This window comes from Streptomyces sp. LUP30 (genome assembly GCF_001746365.1).
In the GTDB taxonomy this organism is placed as follows: domain Bacteria; phylum Actinomycetota; class Actinomycetes; order Streptomycetales; family Streptomycetaceae; genus Streptomyces.
This window is the reverse complement of sequence record NZ_MJAJ01000026.1, coordinates 71,356-89,873: the sequence shown is the minus strand read 5'-3', so window position 1 is coordinate 89,873 and position 18,518 is coordinate 71,356. Positions and strand designations below refer to the sequence as shown.

The window sequence follows — 18,518 nt, the reverse complement described above, 5'->3', positions numbered from 1 at the left end:
AGACTTCGTGGCATGGCGAGAAGTGACAGCGCGGCGGACGCCGCTAACCCCGGGCGACTGAAGCAGATCGCCCTGACGTTCAAGATGACCCGCAAGGCCGACAAGACGATCGGTTTTGTTCTCGCGGGTGTCTTCCTCCTCACCTTCGGCGTCTTTCTCGCGATCGGCTTCCTGATCGGCCACCCGGTCTACCTGGGCATCCTCGGCGTCCTGCTCGCCTTCCTGGCGACGGCGATCGTGTTCGGACGCCGGGCCGAGCGGGCCGCCTTCGGTCAGATGGAGGGCCAGCCCGGCGCGGCCGCGGCCGTCCTGGACAACATCGGCCGGGGCTGGACGACCACCCCCGCGGTGGCGATGAACCGCAGCCAGGACGTGGTGCACCGGGCCGTCGGCAAGGCCGGCATCGTCCTGGTCGCCGAGGGCAACCCGAACCGGGTGAAGAGCCTGCTGGCCGCCGAGAAGAAGAAGATGAACCGCATCGTCGCGGACGTTCCCGTGTACGACGTGATCGTCGGCACCGGCGAGGGCCAGGTCGACCTGAAGAAGCTGCGCACCACCCTGCTGAAGTACCCGCGGGTCCTGGCCGGCCCGCAGGTCACCGCCACCAACGACCGGCTGCGCGCTCTGGGCGACCTGATGAGCAACATGCCGCTGCCGAAGGGGCCGATGCCCAAGGGCATGCGCCTGCCGAAGGGCGGCGGCGGCAAGGCCCGCTGAACCGATGCCTCGCACACGGTACGAGGAAGGGGCGCCCGGAGTGATCCGGGCGCCCCTTCCTCATGCGCCGTCTCAGCCGCGCACTTCCACCGTTCGGGCCAGCCGGTCGTGCAGACCGCGGCCGTCCCGGTCCCAGACCAGGGCCGGCACGGCCAGACAGAGAAGGACCGTGCGCACCGCGGAGCGCAGAGGACTGACGGCCCCGGTGTCGACGGAGACCACCCGCAGACGGAAGAGACGCTTGCCCGGAGTGAAGCCGAGCGTGCCGACGGTCAGGAGGCTCATCACGAGGAAGACCAGCAGCGCCCAGTTGCTGGTCGCCGGCCGGTAGCCATCGGTGATCAAGCTGTATGCGATCAAGACACTGAGGCCCCAGTCCACCGCGAGCGCGCCCAGCCGCCGGCCGGGACGGGCGATCGAGCCCGGCCCCTCCTGCGGCAGTCCGAGCTGCTCGCCCCGGTATCCGAAGTCGACACCGGCGTCCTCGGCGGCCGCGCGGGGGCCCGACAGCCACGAGCCGATTGCATCCCTGTTGTCCACGCGTCCACGGTACTGCGCTCGTTTCGCGATACGGACAGGTGGGGTACACCGGGCAGGGTCCGGTTAACTTGTGCGAAACAAATGGGTCACGCCCGAGAAATCACCCGTCCCTAGGGTCGACGACAGCGTGTGCCACCGCACTGGCCGCACGAACGAACTACCACCCCGGCTCGACGGCCGGGAGTAGGAGGAGCTGGATGTTCCAGAACGCCGACGAGGCCAAGAAGTTCATCGCGGACGAGGACGTCAAGTTCGTCGACGTCCGCTTCTGCGACCTGCCGGGCGTGATGCAGCACTTCACGCTGCCCGTCGAGGCGTTCGATCCGGACGAGGAGCTCGCCTTCGACGGCTCCTCCATCCGCGGCTTCCAGGCCATCCACGAGTCCGACATGGCGCTGCGCGCCGACCTGTCGACCTCGCGCGTGGACCCGTTCCGCCGTGACAAGACGCTGAACATCAACTTCTTCATCCACGACCCGATCACGGGCGAGCAGTACTCCCGTGACCCGCGCAACGTGGCGAAGAAGGCGGAGGCCTACCTGGCGTCGACCGGTATCGCCGACACCGCGTACTTCGGCCCCGAGGCCGAGTTCTACGTCTTCGACAGCGTCCGCTTCCAGACGTCCGCGAACGAGTCCTTCTACCACATCGACTCCGAGGCCGGCGCCTGGAACACCGGTGCGCTCGAGGACAACCGCGGTTACAAGGTCCGCTACAAGGGCGGCTACTTCCCGACCCCGCCGGTCGACCACTTCGCCGACCTGCGTGCGGAGATCTCCCTGGAGCTGGCCGCGTCCGGTCTCCAGGTCGAGCGCCAGCACCACGAGGTGGGCACCGCCGGCCAGGCCGAGATCAACTACAAGTTCAACACGCTGCTCGCCGCGGCCGACGACCTCCAGCTCTTCAAGTACATCGTGAAGAACGTCGCCTGGCGCAACGGCAAGACCGCGACCTTCATGCCGAAGCCGATCTTCGGCGACAACGGCTCGGGCATGCACGTCCACCAGTCGCTGTGGAGCGGCGGCTCCCCGCTGTTCTACGACGAGGCCGGCTACGCGGGCCTGTCGGACATGGCCCGCTACTACATCGGCGGCATCCTCAAGCACGCCCCGTCGCTGCTGGCCTTCACCAACCCGACGGTGAACTCCTACCACCGTCTGGTCCCGGGCTTCGAGGCTCCGGTCAACCTGGTGTACTCGCAGCGCAACCGCTCCGCCGCCATGCGCATCCCGATCACGGGCTCCAACCCGAAGGCCAAGCGCGTCGAGTTCCGCGCGCCCGACTCCTCCGGCAACCCGTACCTCGCCTTCTCCGCGCTGCTCCTCGCGGGTCTGGACGGCATCAAGAACAAGATCGAGCCGGCCGAGCCGATCGACAAGGACCTCTACGAGCTGGCCCCCGAGGAGCACGCGGGCGTCGCACAGGTCCCGACCTCGCTCCCGGCCGTCCTGGACCGCCTGGAGGCGGACCACGAGTTCCTGCTCGCGGGTGACGTCTTCACGTCCGACCTGATCGAGACGTGGATCGACTACAAGCGCACCAACGAGATCGCCCCGCTCCAGCTGCGCCCGCACCCGCACGAGTTCGAGCTGTACTTCGACGTGTGATCGGGCCGGGCCGCCCGCAGGCCCGCAGCGACGCCCCCGTCTCCTGTTCGTCAGGAGACGGGGGCGTCGTCGTACGGCCCCGTTCCGAGCCCGGAGCATTCCTTTGCTCTCCACAGGGTCTATCCGGATCCGTCCATGGACGGACCGGGTGCACACTGGCATAGGGGCGAGTGCCTGACTGCGGGGTGGTGCAGATGCAGAGCCGTTTCCGGAGCGATCGGGGACTGACCGTGCGGATGACGGTCACGCTGTTCCTGCTCGGACTGCTGTACGTGGCGTTCGTCGTCGCGCTGATCGTGTTGCTGAAGTCCTGGTTGCTGGTCGTGGTGCTGATCGCCGCCATGTTCGTCGCGCAGTTCTGGTTCTCCGACCGGATCGCCCTGTTCGCGATGCGCGGCCGGGTGGTGGAGCGGGAGGAGTATCCCGAGCTGCACGCCGTCGTGGACCGGCTGTGCGCCCTGTCGGACATGCCCAAGCCGGTCGTCGCCGTCTCGGCCATGGACATGCCCAACGCGTTCGCCACCGGGCGCAATCCCCAGAACGCCGTGGTGTGCGTGACGACGGGGCTGCTGCGCCGGCTGGAGCCGGCCGAGCTGGAGGGCGTGCTCGCGCACGAACTGTCGCACGTCGCGCACAAGGACGTGGCCGTGATCACGGTCGCCTCGTTCCTGGGCGTCATCGCGGGGCTGATCGTCCGGTTCGCGTTCTACTCGCAGGTGTTCGGCGGCGGCCGCCGGGACCAGAACACCGCCGCCGTCTTCGCCGCCGTGATGGGGGTGTCGGCCGCCGTGTACGCGCTCAGCTTCCTGCTGATCAGGGCCCTGTCGCGGTACCGGGAGCTGGCCGCCGACCGCGCCGCCGCACTGCTCACCGGACGGCCCTCGGCGCTGGCGTCCGCGCTGGCGAAGGTGTCCGGCGACATCGCCCGCATCCCGACCAAGGACCTGCGCACCGCGCAGGCCTTCAACGCGTTCTACTTCACCCCGGCCACCGGCAGGGAGCCCGGCATCGAGCGCTTCTTCTCGACCCACCCGAGCCTGGAGCAGCGCCTCGACCAGCTGGGGCGGATCTCCGCCGAGCTGGGCGAGGCGGCCACGCCCGGGAAGGCCGGCTGAACGGCATGGGGCTGCTGGACATCCTGCTCGGCCGGACCAGGCCGGTCGTACCGGACCTCGATCAGCTGTTCGGGCTGCCGTCGGCGGCGGTGACGCTGGAGGCGGCGACCGGGTTCACCCCGACCGGGCAGGGCGCCGTGTGTTTCGCCACCGTCGAGGGCTCGGCGTTCGAGCAGACGCACCGCGAGGTCCAGGCGCTCCTCGACGCGGACACCGAGCGCAACGGCCCAGCGGTGCGGCTCGAGCGGGACGACTTCGGCTACTCCTGGCTCGTCTCGCACCGCACACCCGACGAGCTGTCGGCGCTGGTCAACGACCTGCACGCGGTGAACAGCGCGATGGAGGTCAACGGTTTCGGGCCGCAACTGCTCTGCTCCCTGGCCGGGTTCGAGGAACGGGCCGCGGGGGGTGCGGGAGCCGACGCGGAGGGCGGGGCCCCGGGACGGCGGCTGGGGCTCGTGTATCTGTACAAGCGCGGTGCGTTCTACCCGTTCGCGCCGCTGCCCGGCGCGAGGCAACGGCGCGACAACGCACTGGAGTTGCAGGTGAAGGCCGCTCTCGCCGACGACCTGCGGATCGAACAGGACCTGAGCCGCTGGTTCCCGGTGTGGGGCGCCCCGGGCCTGTAGGACGCCCCCGGGCCCGGGGGCTCCGGGGCGCCCCGGAGCCCGGCGGTCGATCGCGGCCGGCTCCGGCTCTACTTGCCGCGCTCACGCTCCTGACGGCGGGACTCCAGGGGGCGCTCGCGACGGTAGCGGCGCTCCCACCTGGCCTGCGTGTCACGGCGCTCGCGGTAGGCCTTGTACGAGGTCGGAGCGGGCGCCGCGCTCGGGGCGGGCCCGGCGGAGGGCGACGACGGCGTCGACGTCCCCAGCCCGTAGCGCACGTACAGGAAGAGGACGGCGACGGCGGCGAGCCAGTACAACGGGTTTCCGAATCCCAGGACCACCAGGACGACGGCCCCGGAGAGAACGACGGTGCCCATGGCGTGCCTCCTTCCTGGGCGGGGACGGACGGGGACGGACGGTTACCGAGCGTTGCGAGAAGGGGCGGCCCGGCGTCTCCAGAGTAGGGAAACGGTCACTCACCGTGCACCTCATTTTCGTCGCCGCCCCGAGAGGAGGCGGGTCGGCGGCCGAGGTCAGATCCCGTGCGCGGCCGTCACCACGCCTGCCGCGACCGCCGTGCCCAGGGCCGCGTGGTCGGCGGCGGTCTGGGCGGCGTAGGCCAGGGCGAACTCGGCGACGGCGCGTTCGAAGGTGTCGGCGCCGCCCAGGTAGCCGGCGATGGCCAGCCGGTCGCCGGACCGCGCGTGCGCGCGGGCCAGCGCGGTCCCGCACAGCCGTGCGTACGCCCGGAGGTCGGCCGGGGCCATCCCGGCGACGTCGGCGGAGCCCTGCACGTCGCGCAGCTGACGCCAGTAGAAGGCGCGGCCCTGTGGCCCGGTCATCCAGCCCAGGAAGACGTCGCCGCCGGCCTGCAGCAGCCGTTGCCCGGCGACCACCCGACGGCCGGGGTGGACGAAGGGTCCGCTGGGCAGATGCTCCTCCAGGACGGACGCGCGCGCCTCCTTGATCTGCAGGAAGAGCTGGTCCTCGGCATCGCGGCCGGCGAGCAGCACGACGAAGCAGCGGGTGCCGACGCTGCCGACGCCCACCACCTTGCGGGCGGCGTCGACGAATCGGTACCGGTCCAGCAGCAGGCGGCGCTCGTCAGTGAGGGTGGAGCGGTAGTCGCTGAAGATCTTGCGCAGAGCGGCGCTGTCGGAGGCCCCGGCGGGTTCGAGCAGCGGTGGGTCGTGGATGATGCGGCGGCGTCCGTCGACGACCTCGGTGAGCTTGCCGAGCGGCTGGAGGCTGATGCGGCGGCGGGCGCGGGTGAGGCTGGCCTCGGCCCGTCCGCGGTGCCGGGCGGAGTGCACGAGGGGCAGCAGGCGGTCGGCGTCGATGCGTTCGTACCAGACGGCGAGTTCGCCGAGCCGGGCCAGCCGTCGCATGGCGTCGCGATAGGCGGCCACGGCCTCCAGGACGGCCCGGTGCACCCGGGTCTCGGGGTGACCGTTCTCGCGGGCCGCCACGGCGACGGAGACGGCGAGCCGTTTGACGTCCCACTCGAAGGGACCGGGGAACGTCTCGTCGAAGTCGTCGAGGTCGAAGAGCAGCGCCCGCTCCGGCGAGACGTACACCCCGAAGTTCAACAGGTGGGCGTCACCGCACAGCTGCACGGTCAGCCCGGTGTGCGGCTGCGACGCCAGATCGGCGGCCATGACAGCGGCCGAGCCGCGCAGGAACGCGAAGGGCGAGGCGGCCATCCTGCCGTAGCGGACGGGCAGCAGCTCGGGCAGCCGGTCCCGGCCCTGCCGCTCCAGCACGGCGACGGGGTCCGGCCGGTCGACGGACGGCAGCCAGGAGGCGTGCGCGGACCTGGGGACACGCCTGCGGGCCGCCTTGCCGCGCCGCGCCCGTTCGGCGGGGGTGGTCATCCGCGTCGCCTTCGCACCACGTCCGCCTCCCGTCCCACAACCTCGCCGGGCTTCTGTTCGCAGTGAAGGCCGCTGCGCGGAGGTGCGCACGCCGGATACACCGAACGGGTGACCTGCGACGACAGGAATCGGCCGCATACGAAGAGGCGGACGCCGGGGTCGCCCTCAAGAGCGTCGGTCGTCGGTCGTCGGGGGCGATTGTCAGTGGTGTCGGGGAGGATGCGGGCAGGGACGAGTGACGGACGACGAGACGGCGGGCCGGCCGGACGGCGGCCGGACGTGGCGGGGCGAGGGCGGGCGGAGGCCGGGATGGGCGACGGACAGCGGTACATCGGTGCGGCGGAGCGACGGGCCAGGCTGGCCCTGCGGCACCGCCTCGCCCCCGAGGCGCGGGCCGCGACGCCCGCGGCGGTGGCCGACGCGCTCGTGGCCCTGCACGGCACCGACCCGGCGACGGTGTATCTGGCGGTCGGCGCCCGCCTCGCCGACGCGTCGACGACCGTGCCGGAGACGGACCGGGCGCTGTACACGGACCGGAGCCTCGTACGTATGCACGGCATGCGGCACACGGTGTTCGTGTTCCCGACGGAGTCGACGGCCGTCGTGCACGCCTCGACCGGACTCGCGGTGGCCGCCCGCGAGCGGGCCGCTCTGGTGAGGCACATGGCGATGGCCGGCGCCCCGGACGCGGTCTGGCTGAAGGAGGTCGAGGAGTCGGCGCTGGCCGCCCTCGCCCGGCTCGGGCAGGCGACGGCCGCCGAACTGGCCCGCGAGGAGCCGCGTCTGCGGGAGCAGTTCGTGTACGCGGCCGGGAAGCCCTACGAGGGCGTCCACACCGTCGTGACCCGGCTGCTGAAGGTGCTGGGAGTGGAGGGCAAGGTGGTCAGGGGGCGTCCCCTGGGCTCGTGGACGTCCAGCCAGTTCCGCTGGGCCCTCGCCCCCGCGCACGCCGAACTCCCCACCGCGCAGGCCCAGTCGGAGCTGCTGCGGCGCTGGCTGACGGCGTGCGGGCCCGCCACGGAGGCCGACCTGAAGTGGTGGACCGGCTGGCGGGTGACGGACGTACGGCGGGCGCTGACCGCGATCGGGGCGCGGGCGGTGACCCTGGACGAGGGCACGGGGCACGTGGTCGACGGGGACGTGGATCCCGCGCCCGCCCCCGACGGCCCGTGGGCGGCCCTGCTGCCGGCGCTGGACCCGACGGCGATGGGCTGGCAGGGCCGGGACTGGTATCTCGCCCCGGAGTTGCGCCCCGCGCTGTTCGACTACAGCGGCAACGTGGGACCGACGGTGTGGTGGGACGGCCGGGTGGTGGGGGGTTGGGCCCAGCGCTCCGACGGGGAGATCGTGTGGCGGGTCCTGGACACGGAGGGCGTGGGCGGCGAGGCGCGGAGGGCGATCGAGGCGGAGGCGGAGCGGCTGGGGGCGTGGCTCGGCCCGACCCGGGTGACGCCGAGATTCCGGACGCCGCTGGAGAAGGAGTTGGTGAGCTGAGACGAGGGGTCTTTCCGCGGAGCCGGCAGTCCTGCTCGCCGGCGTCCGTCCACCCGGCGTCGAGCAGCGCCGGGCGCCGTCCCACGACGGCGCCCGGCACCCCGCTCAACCACTCACGGCTCACGGCTCACGGTCCGCGGACTCACCGGCTCGACGACTCACCGGCTGTAGCGCATCAACGCCCGCACCATGTGGCACGTCGTGTCCGACGGCGGGTGAACACCGATCAGCCGCGCCGTGCTGCGGATCTTCTCGTTGCGGGCCTGGTTCGGCATGTAGACGCCGAGGTCGAGCAGAGCGATGGCGAGACGCATCGCCTTGAGACGACGGTTGTGCGTGACGTACCACTCGCGAGGCCGCCCGGGCGGCAACGGCCGCTTCTCGACGGGCGCGCAGGGCAGGTCGAGCTGGACGGAACGCGTCGCTGTGGATTGAGTCGCGGACGGCTTCGGCTTCAGTGCGGCAGCGGGCACAGGCATCCTCCTGTCGCGGTCAGGGCCCGACCCGGCACCTCCGGCGGACCCTCGAACACTGCTTCTATTCTACTGTCCCCCACTGACAAAAGCCCCTGATCACATGGGCTTTGGAGCCACTTTCGAGCTACCGTGACCGGCATGGAGATCTGGATCAACCCCGCCTGTTCCAAGTGCCGCAGCGCCCTCACACTCCTCGACGCCGAGGGCGCCGACTACACCGTCCGCCGCTATCTGGAGGAGGTGCCGAGCGAGGACGAGATCAAGGAGGTGCTCGACCGTCTCGGCCTGGAGCCGTGGGACATCACCCGCACCCAGGAGGCGGCGGCCAAGGAACTCGGCCTGAAGGACTGGGCACGGGACACGAGCACGCGCGCACGCTGGATCGGCGCCCTGGCCGCACACCCCGCCCTCATCCAGCGCCCGATCATCACCGCGGACGACGGCACCGCACTCGTGGCCCGCACGGACGAGGCCGTGCGGGACGCCCTGTCCCGCTGAGTCCGGCCCGGCGGCCGAGGGCCCTTCACCCGGCGGGAGTCGACGCAGTGACGCACGTCACCTCGAATGGGCCCCGTGGCCGCTGAGTAGCCTCGTTCGGTATCTCGTACATAGCGGCGTACGCTCCCCTATCCCTCAGGAGGCGCGCATGTCGCGCAGGAGAACTGTCGGCACGAAGAAGAAGATCGCGCTGCTCGTCAGCGCAGCAGCAGTCGCGGGCGCCGGGGCCTTCGTGATGGCGAACACCTCGAACGCCGCCCAGACACCGCAGAACGCGACGCCGCTGTCGGCCGCGAACTCGACGGTCTGTCAGGGACTCGCCACCGCCCTCGGCAACAACCAGAAGTTCATCGACGGCCAGCGGGCCGCTCCGGACGCGCAGTCCGAGGCCCGCATCGCCAACCGCGAGGCCGTCATCGCGCAGATCAAGGTCCAGCAGAAGGCGTCCGGGTGCGCCGTCGGGGAGTCGGCTCAGGACTCCCAGACGGGCGGCTCCCAGACGGGCGGGGCCCAGGCAGGCGGGGCCCAGGCAGGCGGGGCCCAGGCGGGCCGGCCCTCGCAGGCGGCCTCCGCCCCCGCGGGGAACACCGGGAACAACGGCAACGCGGGAAACAACGGCAACGCGGGAAACGGCGGTGCCGCCGCCTCGGGCCGCCAGGTCTGCAACGGTTCGACGGTCACCCTGTCCGGCGAGGCCGGTGCACCGGCCGCGTCGAGCAACCAGTTCCCGGCCGGAACCAAGCTGAAGGTCACCAACCTGGACAACAACAAGTCCACGACCGTCGAGGTGACCTCGGTCTCCGGTAGTTGCGCCCTCCTCAACAACGCGGCCTTCGAACAGGTCCGTGAGCCCGGCAAGTTCCTCATCCGCCGGGCCCTGATCGAGAAGGTGGGGTGAGGCTCAGCCGCCGAGAAATCCGATGAGGCGGCGGCCCGCTCCGGAGGGCAGGGCAGACGGCAGCGCATGGTGAGAGACGTCCGGGAGGACGATCGTCTCCAGATCGCGCACCGTCGCGCCCGCCCGGGCCGCCGGCTCGCGTGCGGGAGAGGTCCTGCTGTTCGCGGCCACGAGCAGCAGGACCGGAGCCTTCAGCCCCCGCAGGGCGTCCGGCCGCGGACGGGGACCGGTCACCGGCCGTTCCGCAGGGAATCCCGCCGCCGCCTCCTGCAGCCGGAGGCAGTCGGGGTCCAGCCCAGCCCCGCCCGTCTCCCACTCCAGGAAGGCGCGCACCCGGCGCGGGGTGGGCCGCACCAGCATCGGCAGGGCGCGCAGCAGATACGTCGCCTTGTACCCGGCGAAGCACTGGGTCGGGTCGAGGAGGAACAGGCGACGTACGCGCTCGGGGGCGCGCAGCGCGAGGCGGAGTGCGAGCCACCCGCCGTAGGAGTGCCCCCCGACGTCGGCCGCCTCGACGCCCAGGCCGGTCAGCACCGCGTCCAGCCAGGCGTCGAGGTCGGCGGGGGTCCGCACCCCGTTCGCCGTGCTGCGGCCCGCCGCACCGACGAGATCCGGGGCGTACACCCGCCGCACCCGTGCGAGGTCGGCCGCCTGGGCGAACCAGGACGCCGAGGTCGCTCCCCCGCCGCCGGGCAGAAGCAGCAGCGCGGGCGCGTCGCGGGGGCCGCAGGCGTTGACGTACGCCGTGCCGTACGGGGTGGGGACCCGCAGGGCCTCGCGGTCGGCGGGCCACTTGGCCATGACCGTGTCGTAGGCCGCCTGGAAAGTCCCGTCGTCGTACGTGCTCATGGTGCCCCGCCCCCTGCCCTCCGATATCATCTCGCCGAGCGAGAGAGTCGCCGAGCGAGATAATAACCGAGGGAGCACCGCCGTATGCCTGCCGACGACCCGCATCTGGAGACCGTGCATCTGCTGCGTGCGGCGACGGTCGAACTCGGGCTGCACAGCGCCCGGTTCGCGCAGCGCAACGGGATGCACCCGACGGACGTGCGTGCACTGATCGTCCTCATGGACGCGCGGCGGGCCGCCGAGGAGGTCACCGCCGGGCGGCTCGGGGCCGCCCTCGGGCTGAACTCGGCGGGCACGACCGCCCTCGTCGACCGCCTGGAGCGCGCCGGCCACGTCCGGCGGGTGCGCGGCGCCACGGACCGGCGCAAGGTCATCGTCGAGGTGGACGAGCGGGCGGTGGAGCTGGGCCAGGCCTTCTTCGGTCCGCTCATCGGGCACGTGGTCGACCTGCTGGACGGCTACGACGAGCGGGAGCGGGCCGCGATCCACGGGTTCCTGGAGGGCGTGCGGCGAGTCGCGTCCGAGGCGGGCTGACGACGGGACTGCCCCGTTCCCGGCCGCCCACTCCCCCCGCATACGAGCCGCCCGCCGTCCCCTCCCCCTCGCACGCGCGCCGCCGCCCGTTCCCGCCGGACTCCCGCTCCGCTCCCGGCCGGAGCCCTCACCGCGTGAGGCGCACCACAGAACCACCAGGTTACACGGGGTTCACATTCGAGCAATGATCGGGAAATCGCCTGTTGACAAGCTTCCGGGCGAACAGGCGGCGCCCCAGTGCCGCAGCGCCGCAGCACCCGCAAGTGCGTCAGACACACCCCCGAAGGAAGTGGCCCGTGACCTTCAAGGCTGAGTACATCTGGATCGACGGCACCCAGCCGACGGCGAAGCTCCGTTCCAAGACGAAGATCATCGAGGGCGCTCCCGCCGGTCTCGACGCGCTGCCGATCTGGGGCTTCGACGGGTCCTCCACGAACCAGGCCGAGGGCCACGCCTCGGACCGTGTCCTCAAGCCGGTCTTCACGTGCCCGGACCCGGTCCGCGGCGGCGACGACATCCTCGTCCTGTGCGAGGTCCTCAACATCGACATGACGCCGCACGAGTCCAACACCCGTGCCGCGCTCGCCGAGGTCGCCGAGAAGTTCGCCGCGCAGGAGCCCATCTTCGGCATCGAGCAGGAGTACACGTTCTTCCAGGACGGTTACCCGCTCGGCTTCCCCAAGGGCGGCTTCCCGGCCCCGCAGGGCGGTTACTACTGCGGTGTGGGCGCGGACGAGATCTTCGGCCGTGAGGTCGTCGAGGCGCACCTCGACAACTGCCTCGCCGCCGGTCTCGGCATCTCCGGCATCAACGCCGAGGTCATGCCCGGACAGTGGGAGTTCCAGGTCGGCCCGCTGGCCCCGCTGGAGGTCTCCGACCAGCTGTGGGTGGCCCGCTGGCTGCTCTACCGCACCGCCGAGGACTTCGGCGTCGCCGCCACCCTCGACCCCAAGCCGGTCAAGGGCGACTGGAACGGCGCCGGCGCGCACACCAACTTCTCCACCAAGGCGATGCGCGAGGGCTACGACGCGATCATCACCGCGTGCGAGTCGCTCGGCGAGGGCTCCAAGCCCCTCGACCACGTCAAGAACTACGGCGCCGGCATCGACGACCGTCTGACCGGTCTGCACGAGACGGCCCCGTGGAACGAGTACTCCTACGGCGTCTCCGACCGCGGCGCCTCGGTCCGCATCCCGTGGCAGGTCGAGAAGGACGGCAAGGGCTACATCGAGGACCGCCGTCCGAACGCCAACGTCGACCCGTACCTGGTGACCCGGCTGATCGTGGACACCTGCTGCTCGGCGCTGGAGAAGGCCGCCCAGGTCTGATCCCCGCACTTCCCGGAAGGGGCGCCCGCCGACTCGGCGGGCGCCCCTTCCCGCTTCCCCGCAGGCGTGAGCCGTGGGTCCGCTTCGCGCCAGGGATGCGTCCAAGCTGTGAGAGAAGACTCCTGCAACGGGCGGGTGTCTGCTTCAATGGGCCCATGGCCAGCTTCCAGAAGAACACCGCGACGGGTCGCCATGACCTCGAGCCCTTCTGGCCCTCCCGTCAGCACCACGACTTCGACCGGGTGTGTTGCCGCGCGACGAACGCGCCGGCCCTCTAAAGCCGTACACCCCGGCCTTCGGCCAGCGCGCACGACGTACGTCCTCGACGAGCCCGACCACGAATCGCGGCCGTCGTCCTCCCCGACGAACTCCTCGCGCGAAAGAGCTGACCTCTCATGGCGACCACTCGTTCCCTCTCCTCCGCTCCCTCCCTCACCACCTCCGCCGCCCCCGCTCCGAACGGCGCCGCCCGTCATCGGCTGCGGGCCGTCGACCGGGACGAGGTGGTCGACGTCGTGGACTTCCTGCCGCCGGGCACGACCTGGCTGCCCGCCCCCCAGCACACCCTGCCCACGCTGCCGGGCCGGCCGCCGATGATCGGCTACCTGGTGCTCGTCCCGGCCGACCAGCAGCCGCCCTTCCTGCCGGTGGCGGTGCCGGAGCGGCCCGCGGCCGACGAGGCCGTGCCTGCCGGGGGCGCCGGACGTCCACTCGTGCGGATCGACCCCGTGCAGCGCACCGCCGAGGTGGACGGGCGGCAACTCGACCTCACCTACCTGGAGTTCGAGCTGCTCGCGCACCTGGTGACCCACCCGAACAGGGTGCACACCCGCGACCAGCTCGTCACCACGGTGTGGGGCTACGGCCACGTGGGCGACGGCCGCACGGTCGACGTCCACATCGCACGACTGCGCCGCAAGCTGGGCGCACAGCACCGCCAGTCGATCCAGACGGTGCGCCGCGTCGGCTACAAGTACACCCCGCCGACCGGCCGCTGACCCGGTTCGTCTGCCGACGGCAGAGCACGGTTCCCCGTCGCGCCCGGACCGGGCACAGTCACGGCATGAGACTTCTGGTGCTGGGCGGGACGGAGTTCGCGGGGCGGGCCGTCGTGGAGGCGGCCCTCGGACGGGGCTGGGACGTGACCGTCCTCAACCGGGGGCGGCAGGCGCCCGTCCCCGGCGTCCGGTCGCTGACCGGCGACCGCACCGCGCCCGGAGGCCTCGCCGCGCTCGCCGACCCCGGCGAAGGCGACTGGGACGCCGTCGTGGACACCTGGTCGGCGGCGCCACGCGCGGTGCACGAGGCGGCGCGGCTGCTGCGGGGCCGCGCGGGCCGGTATGTGTACGTGTCGAGCTGCTCGGTGTACACCTGGGCCCCGCCCGCCGGGTACGCCGAGGACGCGGCGCTCGTCGAGGGCGCCGAACCCGGCGCCGGGCAGAGCGACTACGCCCAGGACAAGCGCGGCGGCGAGCTGGCCGCCCTCGACGCCTTCGGCGAGCGGGACAGCGTTCTCGTACGGGCGGGGCTGATCCTCGGCCCGTACGAGAACGTCGGCCGACTGCCCTGGTGGCTGACCCGGATCGCGCGCGGCGGCCCGGTCCTCGCGCCCGGCCCGCACGGCCTGCCCCTGCAGTACGTCGATGTCCGCGACCTCGCCGCGTGGATCCTGGGCGCGGTCGAGCGGGAGCTGAGCGGGCCGTACAACCTGATGAGCCCGCAGGGCCACGCGACGATGGGCGAGCTGCTGGAGGCGTGCGTGCGCGCCACCGGCTCGGACGCCGAACTGCGCTGGACCGCGCCGGAGACCGTCCTCGACGCGGGCATCGAGCCGTGGACCGAGCTGCCCGTGTGGGTGCCGCCGGGCACCGACATGCACGACGCCCTGCACGCGGCCGACGTCTCGCGGGCGATCGCGGCGGGGCTCGTCTGCCGCCCGGTCGAGGAGACCGTCGGCGACACCTGGAGCTGGCTGACGTCGATCGGCGGCGTCGCGCCCCACCGTCCGGACCGGCCCCGCAAGGGCCTGGACCCGGAGGTCGAGGCGAAGGTCCTCGCGGCGGGCGCGAAAGCCGCGGGCACGGGAAGCACGGACACGGGAAGCGCGTGCACGGGAAGCGCGTGCACGGGAAGCGCGGGCACGGCAGTCGCGGGCAGCAGGGCCTCGGGCCCGGGGGGTGTATCTGGCACCACCTCCTGAGCGGGGACCTCGGCCCAGTGACCGCCGATCGGCGGTCCGCGAGACTGACGCCATGAACGCCAACACGCAAAGCGGCAGCATGGGCACCCGTGCGCGGGCGGCGGCGCTCGCCTCCGGCCGGGCCTTCGTCCTGGCCCTGGTCTGCCTGCCCGAGGCCATCCTGTGCTATACGGTCGCCGTCGTCTCGATCGCGCTCGTCCCCGTCGTGGGGGTCGGGCTGGTCACGACGCCGTGGGCGCTCACCTGGGTGCGGTCCTTCGCCGACCGGCGGCGGGACCTAGCGGCGAAGTGGTGCGGGATACGCATCCCCTCGGCCTACCGGCCGGTGCCGGAGGACGCGAAGCCGTGGGCGCGCACGACAGCGATGCTCCGGGACCCGGCGACCTGGCGTGATCTGCGGTGGCTTCTGGTCGACATGACGGCCGGATACCTCACCGCGCTGCTGCCCGCCGCGCTGGTCCTCTACGCGGTGGAGGGTTTCGCGCTGGCGGCCGGGATGTGGCGGGTGTACCGGGGCGCGACCGGTGACACCTACTGGTACGGCTTCGTGCCGGTCACCGGACAGGCGTCCGCCTTCGGCGCGGCGGCCCTGGCCTGCGTGCTCCTGGTGCTCGGCTACATCCACAGCCCGCGTCTGCTGGCCAACCACTTCCGCCTCACCCGGGCCGTACTCTCCCCCACCCAGGCCGAACTCGCCGAGCGAGTACGGGTGTTGACGGAGACCCGGCGGGACGCCGTGGACACCTCCGCGGCCGAGCTGCGGCGCATCGAACGGGATCTGCACGACGGCGCCCAGGCCCGGCTGGTGGCGATGGGCATGGACCTCGGCACCGTCGAGATGCTCGTCGACAAGAACCCGGAGAAGGCCAAGGAACTGCTCGCGCAGGCCCGTCGCTCGTCCGCCGAGGCGCTCTCCGAGCTGCGCGACCTGGTACGCGGCATCCACCCGCCGGTGCTGGCCGAGCGCGGACTCGGCGACGCGGTGCGGGCGTTGGCGCTGCGGCTGCCGATCGCCACCGAGGTGAGCGTGGACATCGAGGGCGGCCGTGCGGACGCTCCCGTGGAGTCGGCGGCCTACTTCGCGGTGAGCGAGGTGCTCACCAACGCGGTCAAGCACTCCGGCGCCGACCGGATCTGGGTCGACCTGCGTCACTCGGAGGGCAGTCTGCGGATCTCCGTCACCGACAACGGCAGGGGCGGTGCGGCGATCGGGGCGGGCTCGGGGCTGGCCGGGATCGAGCGCCGGCTCGGTACATTCGACGGCGTCCTGGCCGTCGGCTCGCCCGCCGGCGGTCCCACCATGGTGACCATGGAGATCCCTTGCGTGTTGTCCTAGCCGAAGACCTCTTCCTGCTGCGGGACGGTCTCGTCCGGCTGCTGGAGGCCTACGACTTCGAGATCGCCGCCGCGGTCGAGACCGGGCCCGAACTGGAGCGGGCCCTCGCCGAACTGGAGCCGGACGTCGCCGTGGTCGACGTCCGGCTCCCGCCCACGCACACGGACGAGGGTCTGCAGTGTGCGCTGGAGGCCCGCCGCAGGCGGCCCGGACTGCCGGTGCTCGTCCTCTCCCAGCACGTCGAGCAGCTGTACGCGCGCGAGTTGCTCGCCGACGGCAGCGGCGGGGTCGGCTATCTGCTGAAGGACCGGGTGTTCGACGCGGAGCAGTTCGTGGACGCCGTACGGCGGGTCGCCGCGGGCGGCACGGCGATGGACCCGCAGGTGATCCAGCAGCTGCTGGCCCGGCGGGCGAACGACGGCCGGGGGCCGGTGGACCGGCTCACCCCGCGCGAACGGGAGGTTCTGGAGCTGATGGCGCAGGGCCGGTCGAACGCGGCGATCGCGGGCAGTCTGGTCGTCACCGAGCGGGCCGTCGCCAAACACACCGCGAACATTTTCGTGAAGCTGGGTCTGGAGGTCTCGGACGACGACAACCGCAGGGTGCTGGCGGTGCTGGCCTATCTGGACCGGGACCACTGATCCGCCAACCACGGTGTGGTGTGAGGGTTTTGGGGTTGTTTGCGGCCGCGGGCTCTCATGAATTTCTGAGCGGGCTGAACACCTGTGAGGCGTGATGCGTAAGGGAGGAAGCAGCTTCAGCTTCACTCCTGTCGGGCGCCTCGATGCTGCCCCGCAAGGAAGTCAGAGGAGTTCCATGGGACGCAACACACGTAAACGCCGTTCGTCGATGGCCACCAAGGCCGTGGCAGCATCGGCGGCCCTAGCGCTCGGCGGGGGCGGGCTGATCTGGGCGAACTTCTACGCTTCGGCGCACGAGTCGAACAGCTCGGGCCAGAACGAGACCAAGGCCGCCAACGCGGCCGTGCAGGTCGCCACCATCTCCTGCCCGGACGTGGGGCAGAAGCTGACGAGCGTGCCCAACGGGGCCAAGCAGGGCGTCGCGACCGAGCTGGCCAACCTCGACAAGCAGATCACCGAGGCCTACGCCCGACTCGCCTCGACGCGCCAGGCCCAGGCCGGTGACTCCGGTTTCGTGCAGAACGCGATCGTCGGCCCCCTCAAGGAGAAGCGGGCCGCGACGATCGACCGGATCCGCATCAACATCCAGCGCTCGGGCGGCCAGTTCGACAACTCGCTGAGCCAGCTCGCGGCCTGCACCACGCAGGCGGCGAACAACACGACCGCCGGACAGCAGAACGGCGGCCAGCAGCAGGGCGGCCAGCAGCAGAACGGCGGCCAGCAGCAGGGCGGCCAGCAGCAGAACGGCGGCCAGCAGAACAACGGTGGCCAGCAGCAGAACGGCGGCCAGAACAATGGCGGCCAGCAGCAGGGCGGCCAGCAGCAGGGCGGCAACGGCGGTCAGGGCGGCAACGGCCCCGTCGCCTCGGACTTCGTCGACATCACGAAGGTCCAGGCGAACGTCAAGGGCAAGCCCGGCAAGAACGGCCAGGCCTCCAACGGCACGTTCACCGTGTCCTGTGGTGTGAACGCGAACAAGAACTTCAACACCGACAACGTGATCGTGGCACCCGGCGTGACCAACGGCGCGCACCACACGCACGACTACGTCGGCAACCAGAAGATCAACGCGTTCTCCAGCAACAACACGTTCCTCCAGGGCGGCACCAGCTGCTCGAACAAGAGCGACCTGTCGTCCTACTACTGGCCCGTGCTGCGTCTGCAGAACGGCACCAAGGAGTTCGACCAGAACCGGGACGGCGGTGGCAAGGAGGGCAACGTCGGCAAGATCCTGACCGCCCAGCAGGCCGAGATCAAGTACGTCGGCAGCCCCAAGAGCAAGGTCGTCGCGATGCCGCAGTTCCTGCGGATCATCACGGGTGACGCCAAGACCACCACCAACGGTCTGGCCAACGCCAACGCGCACTGGAGCTGCACCGGCTTCGAGAACAAGGTGCAGCTGACCGAGCAGTACCCGATCTGCCCCCAGGGCAGCAAGGTGGTCCGCTCGTTCGCCTTCCAGAGCTGCTGGGACGGCAAGAACATCGACAGCGCCAACCACCGTTCGCACGTGGCCTTCGCCGACGCCAACGGCAACTGCCAGAACGGCTTCAAGGCGATCCCGCAGCTGACGATGCGTCTCATCTACAGCGTGCCCGCGCCGGTCATCCAGAACGGCCAGGTGAAGAACGCCTACGCGGTCGACGGCTTCCCGGAGCAGCTCCACAAGCCGTCCACCGACCACGACGACTTCATCAGCATCACGAAGAACGGCCTGGCGAACAAGATCGCCAACTGCGTCAACAACGGCCAGCGCTGCCAGTGACACACTGACACGATGACCGCATGAAAGAGCCGGCGGTG

At 71.4% G+C, this 18,518-nt stretch carries 20 protein-coding genes; 15 read left to right on the top strand and 5 right to left on the bottom strand.

The annotated features are described in order from the left end of the window. Window positions 1-12: 12 nt before the first annotated feature. Window positions 13-717, top strand: coding sequence for a DUF4191 domain-containing protein (locus BG482_RS22145; protein ID WP_069770821.1), 705 nt, complete (start codon window positions 13-15; stop codon window positions 715-717). Between the two features lie 72 nt (window positions 718-789). On the opposite strand, the gene BG482_RS22140 is transcribed toward BG482_RS22145, so the two are convergent. Next, the gene (locus tag BG482_RS22140; RefSeq protein WP_069770820.1) at window positions 790-1,257 is read right to left on the bottom strand and encodes an RDD family protein; all 468 of its coding nucleotides are present in this window, start codon (window positions 1,255-1,257) and stop codon (window positions 790-792) included. 197 nt (window positions 1,258-1,454) lie between these two features. On the opposite strand from BG482_RS22140, the gene glnA reads away from it, so the two are divergent. The 3 genes from glnA (at window position 1,455) to BG482_RS22125 (ending at window position 4,608) form a co-directional block, all read left to right on the top strand. Further along, complete coding sequence (gene glnA, locus BG482_RS22135; RefSeq protein WP_069770819.1) at window positions 1,455-2,864, top strand: type I glutamate--ammonia ligase; 1,410 nt, start codon at window positions 1,455-1,457, stop codon at window positions 2,862-2,864. Window positions 2,865-3,058: 194 nt separating this feature from the next. Next, window positions 3,059-3,979 carry a zinc metalloprotease HtpX gene (htpX, locus tag BG482_RS22130; protein WP_069770841.1) on the top strand — a complete coding sequence of 307 codons (921 nt, stop codon included), beginning with the start codon at window positions 3,059-3,061 and terminating at the stop codon, window positions 3,977-3,979. Window positions 3,980-3,984: 5 nt separating this feature from the next. Next, the gene (locus BG482_RS22125) at window positions 3,985-4,608 is read left to right on the top strand and encodes a hypothetical protein (protein WP_069770818.1); all 624 of its coding nucleotides are present in this window, start codon (window positions 3,985-3,987) and stop codon (window positions 4,606-4,608) included. Window positions 4,609-4,676: 68 nt separating this feature from the next. Here the strand turns inward: BG482_RS22125 and BG482_RS22120 are convergent, their stop codons facing one another. Continuing rightward, window positions 4,677-4,964, bottom strand: a complete 288-nt coding sequence (locus BG482_RS22120; RefSeq protein ID WP_069770817.1) for a hypothetical protein — start codon at window positions 4,962-4,964, stop codon at window positions 4,677-4,679. Window positions 4,965-5,120: 156 nt separating this feature from the next. Continuing rightward, on the bottom strand, window positions 5,121-6,461 hold the full coding sequence (locus BG482_RS22115) for a DUF2252 domain-containing protein (protein ID WP_069770816.1): 1,341 nt from the start codon (window positions 6,459-6,461) through the stop codon (window positions 5,121-5,123). Between the two features lie 309 nt (window positions 6,462-6,770). Here BG482_RS22115 and BG482_RS22110 point away from each other — a divergent pair, with 309 nt between their 5' ends. Continuing rightward, entirely contained in the window at window positions 6,771-7,955 is a 1,185-nt protein-coding gene (locus BG482_RS22110) for a winged helix DNA-binding domain-containing protein (protein ID WP_069770815.1), read from the top strand. 158 nt (window positions 7,956-8,113) lie between these two features. Here BG482_RS22110 and BG482_RS22105 read toward each other — a convergent pair whose 3' ends face one another. Next, window positions 8,114-8,428 (bottom strand): hypothetical protein, encoded by a 315-nt coding sequence (locus BG482_RS22105; protein ID WP_069770814.1) that lies wholly within the window; start codon window positions 8,426-8,428, stop codon window positions 8,114-8,116. A 141-nt stretch (window positions 8,429-8,569) separates the two neighbouring features. Between BG482_RS22105 and BG482_RS22100 the strand changes: the two genes are divergently transcribed. Both BG482_RS22100 and BG482_RS22095 read left to right on the top strand, forming a co-directional pair. After that, complete coding sequence (locus BG482_RS22100; protein WP_069770840.1) at window positions 8,570-8,929, top strand: arsenate reductase family protein; 360 nt, start codon at window positions 8,570-8,572, stop codon at window positions 8,927-8,929. A gap of 148 nt (window positions 8,930-9,077) precedes the next feature. Further along, entirely contained in the window at window positions 9,078-9,827 is a 750-nt protein-coding gene (locus BG482_RS22095) for a hypothetical protein (RefSeq protein WP_069770813.1), read from the top strand. Window positions 9,828-9,830: 3 nt separating this feature from the next. Here the strand turns inward: BG482_RS22095 and BG482_RS22090 are convergent, their stop codons facing one another. Next, on the bottom strand, window positions 9,831-10,676 hold the full coding sequence (locus tag BG482_RS22090) for an alpha/beta fold hydrolase (protein ID WP_069770812.1): 846 nt from the start codon (window positions 10,674-10,676) through the stop codon (window positions 9,831-9,833). Between the two features lie 84 nt (window positions 10,677-10,760). Between BG482_RS22090 and BG482_RS22085 the strand changes: the two genes are divergently transcribed. The 8 genes from BG482_RS22085 (at window position 10,761) to BG482_RS22055 (ending at window position 18,480) form a co-directional block, all read left to right on the top strand. Next, complete coding sequence (locus BG482_RS22085; protein WP_069770811.1) at window positions 10,761-11,210, top strand: MarR family winged helix-turn-helix transcriptional regulator; 450 nt, start codon at window positions 10,761-10,763, stop codon at window positions 11,208-11,210. A gap of 296 nt (window positions 11,211-11,506) precedes the next feature. Next, entirely contained in the window at window positions 11,507-12,538 is a 1,032-nt protein-coding gene (glnII, locus tag BG482_RS22080) for a glutamine synthetase (protein ID WP_069770810.1), read from the top strand. Window positions 12,539-12,693: 155 nt separating this feature from the next. Continuing rightward, window positions 12,694-12,816, top strand: a complete 123-nt coding sequence (locus tag BG482_RS45355) for a hypothetical protein (RefSeq protein ID WP_333741507.1) — start codon at window positions 12,694-12,696, stop codon at window positions 12,814-12,816. A 117-nt stretch (window positions 12,817-12,933) separates the two neighbouring features. Beyond that, window positions 12,934-13,536, top strand: coding sequence for a winged helix-turn-helix domain-containing protein (locus BG482_RS22075; protein WP_069770809.1), 603 nt, complete (start codon window positions 12,934-12,936; stop codon window positions 13,534-13,536). A gap of 65 nt (window positions 13,537-13,601) precedes the next feature. Continuing rightward, window positions 13,602-14,738, top strand: a complete 1,137-nt coding sequence (locus tag BG482_RS22070; RefSeq protein ID WP_256096440.1) for an NAD-dependent epimerase/dehydratase family protein — start codon at window positions 13,602-13,604, stop codon at window positions 14,736-14,738. A gap of 52 nt (window positions 14,739-14,790) precedes the next feature. Beyond that, window positions 14,791-16,074 (top strand): sensor histidine kinase, encoded by a 1,284-nt coding sequence (locus tag BG482_RS22065; RefSeq protein WP_069770808.1) that lies wholly within the window; start codon window positions 14,791-14,793, stop codon window positions 16,072-16,074. Continuing rightward, the gene (locus BG482_RS22060) at window positions 16,059-16,715 is read left to right on the top strand and encodes a response regulator transcription factor (protein ID WP_069770807.1); all 657 of its coding nucleotides are present in this window, start codon (window positions 16,059-16,061) and stop codon (window positions 16,713-16,715) included. The genes BG482_RS22065 and BG482_RS22060 overlap by 16 nt, the downstream gene beginning before the upstream one ends. A gap of 175 nt (window positions 16,716-16,890) precedes the next feature. Next, a complete protein-coding gene (locus BG482_RS22055) occupies window positions 16,891-18,480 on the top strand; it encodes a DUF1996 domain-containing protein (RefSeq protein WP_069770806.1) in 1,590 nt (529 codons plus the stop codon). The last annotated feature ends 38 nt before the right edge of the window (window positions 18,481-18,518 follow it).

Excerpts from the sequence above, each read along its gene's own strand:
- BG482_RS22145 (WP_069770821.1), top strand. The coding sequence starts at position 13 with ATGGCGAGAAGTGACAGCGCGGCGGACGCCGCTAACCCCGGGCGACTG.
- glnA (WP_069770819.1), top strand. The coding sequence starts at position 1,455 with ATGTTCCAGAACGCCGACGAGGCCAAGAAGTTCATCGCGGACGAGGAC.
- htpX (WP_069770841.1), top strand. The coding sequence starts at position 3,059 with ATGCAGAGCCGTTTCCGGAGCGATCGGGGACTGACCGTGCGGATGACG.
- BG482_RS22125 (WP_069770818.1), top strand. The coding sequence starts at position 3,985 with ATGGGGCTGCTGGACATCCTGCTCGGCCGGACCAGGCCGGTCGTACCG.
- BG482_RS22120 (WP_069770817.1), bottom strand. The coding sequence starts at position 4,964 with ATGGGCACCGTCGTTCTCTCCGGGGCCGTCGTCCTGGTGGTCCTGGGA.
- BG482_RS22115 (WP_069770816.1), bottom strand. The coding sequence starts at position 6,461 with ATGACCACCCCCGCCGAACGGGCGCGGCGCGGCAAGGCGGCCCGCAGG.
- BG482_RS22110 (WP_069770815.1), top strand. The coding sequence starts at position 6,771 with ATGGGCGACGGACAGCGGTACATCGGTGCGGCGGAGCGACGGGCCAGG.
- BG482_RS22100 (WP_069770840.1), top strand. The coding sequence starts at position 8,570 with ATGGAGATCTGGATCAACCCCGCCTGTTCCAAGTGCCGCAGCGCCCTC.
- BG482_RS22095 (WP_069770813.1), top strand. The coding sequence starts at position 9,078 with ATGTCGCGCAGGAGAACTGTCGGCACGAAGAAGAAGATCGCGCTGCTC.
- BG482_RS22090 (WP_069770812.1), bottom strand. The coding sequence starts at position 10,676 with ATGAGCACGTACGACGACGGGACTTTCCAGGCGGCCTACGACACGGTC.
- BG482_RS22085 (WP_069770811.1), top strand. The coding sequence starts at position 10,761 with ATGCCTGCCGACGACCCGCATCTGGAGACCGTGCATCTGCTGCGTGCG.
- BG482_RS45355 (WP_333741507.1), top strand. The coding sequence starts at position 12,694 with ATGGCCAGCTTCCAGAAGAACACCGCGACGGGTCGCCATGACCTCGAG.
- BG482_RS22075 (WP_069770809.1), top strand. The coding sequence starts at position 12,934 with ATGGCGACCACTCGTTCCCTCTCCTCCGCTCCCTCCCTCACCACCTCC.
- BG482_RS22070 (WP_256096440.1), top strand. The coding sequence starts at position 13,602 with ATGAGACTTCTGGTGCTGGGCGGGACGGAGTTCGCGGGGCGGGCCGTC.
- BG482_RS22065 (WP_069770808.1), top strand. The coding sequence starts at position 14,791 with ATGAACGCCAACACGCAAAGCGGCAGCATGGGCACCCGTGCGCGGGCG.
- BG482_RS22055 (WP_069770806.1), top strand. The coding sequence starts at position 16,891 with ATGGGACGCAACACACGTAAACGCCGTTCGTCGATGGCCACCAAGGCC.